At 72.7% G+C, this 4,723-nt stretch carries 4 protein-coding genes; 2 read left to right on the forward strand and 2 right to left on the reverse strand.

Going from position 1 to position 4,723, the window contains the following annotated elements; all coding sequences use genetic code 11:
- Positions 1-140: 140 nt before the first annotated feature.
- Together VK611_26110 and VK611_26115 are read right to left on the reverse strand one after the other, a co-directional pair.
- The gene (locus VK611_26110; protein ID HMG44836.1) at positions 141-1,160 is read right to left on the reverse strand and encodes a radical SAM protein; all 1,020 of its coding nucleotides are present in this window, start codon (positions 1,158-1,160) and stop codon (positions 141-143) included.
- 33 nt (positions 1,161-1,193) lie between these two features.
- Complete coding sequence (locus VK611_26115; GenBank protein HMG44837.1) at positions 1,194-2,021, reverse strand: SDR family oxidoreductase; 828 nt, start codon at positions 2,019-2,021, stop codon at positions 1,194-1,196.
- Positions 2,022-2,044: 23 nt separating this feature from the next.
- Between VK611_26115 and VK611_26120 the strand changes: the two genes are divergently transcribed.
- Positions 2,045-2,668 carry a gluconate 2-dehydrogenase subunit 3 family protein gene (locus VK611_26120; GenBank protein ID HMG44838.1) on the forward strand — a complete coding sequence of 208 codons (624 nt, stop codon included), beginning with the start codon at positions 2,045-2,047 and terminating at the stop codon, positions 2,666-2,668.
- Positions 2,665-4,371 carry a GMC family oxidoreductase gene (locus VK611_26125; GenBank protein HMG44839.1) on the forward strand — a complete coding sequence of 569 codons (1,707 nt, stop codon included), beginning with the start codon at positions 2,665-2,667 and terminating at the stop codon, positions 4,369-4,371. The genes VK611_26120 and VK611_26125 overlap by 4 nt, the downstream gene beginning before the upstream one ends.
- The last annotated feature ends 352 nt before the right edge of the window (positions 4,372-4,723 follow it).

The following is a 4,723-nucleotide window of genomic DNA, read 5'->3' on the forward strand; positions in this document are numbered from 1 at the left end:
GTAATTTCCGGAACGGTGCCACCGTCCCGGTGATGCCCGGACTGGGTGGCTGATCAGTCGCCTGGGGCTCCGATGGCCTGCAAGAAGGCGATGTCGGCCATGAGGCGGGTTCCGAGATCCCGAGCGCGGCGGGCGAGGGTCTACAGGAGGGTGAGCTGGGTGTCGGCGGGTGGGGGCGGAGGGTTGGGTTGGGGATCGGGGCGGCGGGGGCGGGAGGGCGGGGTGCCGCCGTGGCGGTGGACGAGGTCGTTGACGAGGGTGTCGAGCGCCTGCTGGTCGGCTCGGGGGGCGTAGGCGCGGTCGCGGTAGCGGCGGCGGTAGGTGTCGACGAGGGCGGGGTGGGTGGTGGCCAGGTGGCGGAGGAAGACGTCCTTCACGCCCGGCCGCAGGTGCAGCAGCACCGTCGACACCGACCGGGCTCCGGCGCCGAGGCAGGCCTTCACCACGGCCTCCAGCTGGTCGGGGGCGTCGGACAGCTCGGGCAGCACCGGCGCCATGAGCACACCGCACGGCACCCCGGCGGCGTTGAGCCGCTCGACGGCCTCGACCCGGCGCGCCGGATGGGGCGTACCGGGTTCGGTGGCTCGCCACACCGCCTCGTCGAGGGTGCCGATCGACAGGTTGACGCGCACGTCGGTGCGCGACGCCGCCTCGGCGAGCAGCTCGAGGTCGCGCAGCACGAGCGTCGACTTGGTGAGGATCGAGAAGGGGTTGGCGGCCTCGGTGAGCACCTCCAGCACGCCCCGGGTGAGGCGGTACTTGCCTTCGGCCCGCTGGTAGGGGTCGGTGTTGGTGCCCATGGCGATCATGTCGCCCGCCCACCGGCGGCCGGCGAGCTCGCTGCGCAGGAGGGCGACGGCGTTGGTCTTCACCACGATGCGGCGCTCGAAGTCCTCGTCGGCGTCGAGGTCGAGGTAGGTGTGGGTGGGCCGGGCGAAGCAGTAGGTGCAGGCGTGGGTGCAGCCCCGGTAGGCGTTGATCGTGAAGCGGAACCCGAACGGGGCGCCCTTGACCTCGTTGATGATGCGGCGCGAGCGCACGTGGAGGAACTCGATGCCCCGGAACTCGCCCCGACCGGGCTCGCGCTCGAAGACGGGTTCGTCGAACAGCGTGCCCTGGTCCTTCGGCCGCTCGGCGAGCTCCCACCGCAGCGAGGTCATGGGCCCGACTCTAACGAACTGGTGTTCGTATGGCTACGAGGTCTTGAACCCTTCGCCGTCGCGGAACGAGGCGGCACCGGCGAGGTAGGAGTCGGCGTCGGTGGTCTTGAACTCGACCACGCTCTTGAGGTCGGGCACGTAGGTCTCGAACGGCCCGCCGGCGCCGGTGGGATCGACCGCGGCCTCGATGGTGGTGACGATGGCCGAGGCGACGGTGCCGGCCGGTTCCTTGGGCCCGTCGTAGAACGACGGGTCGTTGTCGGGTTGGTCCCAGATCTCGGTGTCGATCGCACCGGGGTGCACCAGGCGGACCCGGATGCCGGTGCCGGCGAGCTCGATGGCCAGCGACTCGGTCCAGCCGCAGAGCGCGAACTTCGAGGCCGAGTACGCCGGCTCGTTGGGCACGCCGAGGCGGCCGGCGATGCTGGAGACGTTGACGATCACCCCGTGGCCGGCCTCGAGCATGCGGGGGAGCAGCCGCAGGGTGATCTGCGTGGGCGACAGGAAGTTCGTGCGCAGCACCTGCTCGATCTCGTCGATGCGCAGATCGACGGCACGGCGGCGCTTCGGGATGGCGGCGTTGTTGACGACCACGTCGAGCCCGCCGAGAGCGGACCAGGCGTCGTCGGCGATCCGGGCCGCGGTGTCGAGGTCGCCGAGATCGGCGGTCCAGCGCTGCGAGTCCGGCGCCCAGCGGCGGCAGCCTTCCAGGACCGCATCGAGTCGATCGGTGCGCCGGGCCACGAGCCCGACCGTGGCGCCCCGCTCGGCCAGCATCAGCGCGGTCTCGGCTCCGATGCCCGACGACGCACCCGTCACCAGGATCCTGCGCCCGGCCAGACTCTGCCGCTCATCCCCCACGCGCAGATCCTATCATGACACGAGTGTTAGAAGAGCGGGAGCGAGCGGTCCTCGACGCGGCGACGGCGCGCCTGGTGCCGGGCCCGGAGGACGATCCTGGCGAGGCGGGGTACCCGGGGGCTCGTGAGGCCGGGGCGGCCGACTACATCGTCGGGCTGCTCGACGCGCTGCACGACGATCCTCCCCGCGTGTACGCCGACGGGGAGCGGTTCCTGCCGCTCAGCGCGACGGTCACGGCGCAGTGGCAGGCCCGGCTGGCCGAACTCGTTCCCGCTTACCACGAGGGCCTCGCCGCGCTCGACGAGCTGGCGGGCGGCGACTTCGCGGCCGCCCTGCCGGCGGCCCAGGACGCGGCGCTGGCGGCGAACCCGCGGGTGCCGCACCTCCCGGCCGGCGTCCGCGGCTTCACCGACCTGCTGTTCCGGCACACGATCGAGGGTTGCTACGGCGCGCCGGTCTACGGCGGCAACGCCGACGGGGTGATGTGGCGGTCCATCGGGTTCCCCGGCGACGTGCAGCCCCACGGCCATCCCGCCGACCGGGTGACCGCCTCCGACGGCCCCGATCCCTGCACGCCCACGCCGACCGGCATCGTCGCCGACCTGCTCCGGCTCCTCACGGCAACCGCCCCCGGGTCGCCGAAGTGACCGCCCGCAAGGCGCTGGTGGTGGGCAGCGGCGCCGGGGGAGCGACCGCGGCGATGGTGCTGGCCGAGGCGGGCTACGACGTCGTCGTGTTCGAGAAGGGCGACAACTGGTTCGACGACCTCACGAAACCCGCCCCCACGTCGAGGTTCTCGAGCGACGAGCTGAAGGTCGACCGCCGCTTCGCCCAGCCGGACCCCGTGGCCGAACCCCGCACCTACCGCTGGTACGCGAGCGACACCGAGCCCCGCCACGTCGGCGCCGTCCACGACCTGCCCCAGACCGTGGGCGGGGCGACGGTCCACTGGGACGCCAAGACGCCGCGGTTCTGGGACGTCGACTTCCGCAAGCTCAGCCTGCTCGGTCCGATCGCGGGCGCCGACGTCGCCGACTGGCCCTTCGACTACGACGAGATCGCCCCCGTCTACGACGAGGTCGAGGAGCTGATCGGGGTGGCCGGCGACGTCGAGGCGATCCCGGTCGAGCCGACACGACGGCACGCCCCCCGCCGAAGACCCCTCCCCATGCCCGCCGGCCCGCCGCAGCTGTCGTCGCTCATCGCGGCGGAGGGGTGTCGGAGCCTCGATCCGCCCCTGCACCCGTTCCTCGTGCCGATGGCCGTCAACAGCGCCCCCTACGACGGCCGCCCGGCCTGCAACAACTGCGGCCACTGCTCCCACCACGGCTGCCCGATCCTCGCCCGGGTCGGAGCGCTGGCGCCGTTGCGGCGAGCCCTGATCGCCGGGGCGGAGGTCCGCGAGCGCGCCCAGGTGGTGAAGGTCCACACGTCGGGCCGGCGGGCCACCGGCGTGACGTGGATCGACGACGAGGGCCGGACCCACCAGGAGCAGGGCGACCTCGTGGTGCTCGCCTGCCTGGCCATCGAGACGGTCCGCCTCGCCAAGCTGTCCGACCTCCCCGACCCGCACGGCACGGTCGGCACCCACTTCATGCAGCACTGGTTCACCGACGGCACCGGCATCTTCCTCGACCTGCGGCTGCACGCCCACCGGGGCCGCTCGACCACCCACGTCGTGGACGACTTCGCCGACCCCGACTTCCCCGGCGCCCGCGCCGCCGCGCAGGCCGCGGGCCTCCCGTACTTCCGGGGCGGCACGCTGGAACTGGGCGGGTCGCAGCTCCCCCTCGGCGAGGCCGACACGTACCGCTTCCTCCTCGGCCTGCTGCGCCCCGACAAACCCTTCGGCACCGAGTTCAAGGAGCTGATGCGGTCGAGCGTGCTGCGCGACCGCCTGTGCGGCATCCAGATGATCGGTGAGGACCTGCCCTACCGCGACAACACCGTCGACCTCGATCCCACGGTGAAGGACCACCGCGGCCTCCCGGTCGCCCGGATCACCTACTCGCCCCGCGCCCACGAGCTGGCGGCCCAGGACTTCTACGGGCCCTACATCGCCGAGATCCTCCGCCGGGCCGGAGCCGACCACGTCACCACGGTCGCCGACGCCGAGTCCGACGCCACGCCCCTCGCCGGCAACCGGGTGCCCACCACGGCCCACGTGATGGGCGGGATGCGCATGGGCACGGACCCGACCCTCAGCGCGACCGACGGCGAGGGGCGCTTCCACGAGCTCGACAACCTCTTCGTCGCCGACGGCAGCGTCTTCCCCACCTCCGGCGCCCACAACCCCACCCTCACCATCATGGCCACCGCCCTCCGCAACGCCCGCCGCTGGGTGCGCTGACAGCGAGGCGCTCCCCCAGATGCCCCGTTAGACTCCGACGCCCCGCCGACCGGAGTGGGGTCGAGCGACAGGTTGTCGGCTTGGCGGACCTCGAACGGCGCCCGCACCTACCTGCCTCATTGCCGGCCGATCGAGCCGATCGCCGGGCGTGGTGGCACTAGCGTCGGGAGCCTACGGCGGAGGCGAATGCGATGGGTTTGTTCGATCGGTTCAGGTCGGCGGGACGCCCGTCGGCGGGCGCGAGCGCGGGCGCACCCGGCGTGTACCTGCACGGCGGCGACGAGGATCTCGAGGTCGTCGGTGAGAGCTACCGGCAGGACCGGCTCTGGGCGGCCTGCGGTGGCACCCCCGG

This window comes from Acidimicrobiales bacterium (assembly GCA_035316325.1).
Classification (GTDB): Bacteria; Actinomycetota; Acidimicrobiia; order Acidimicrobiales; family VFJN01; genus DASXTK01.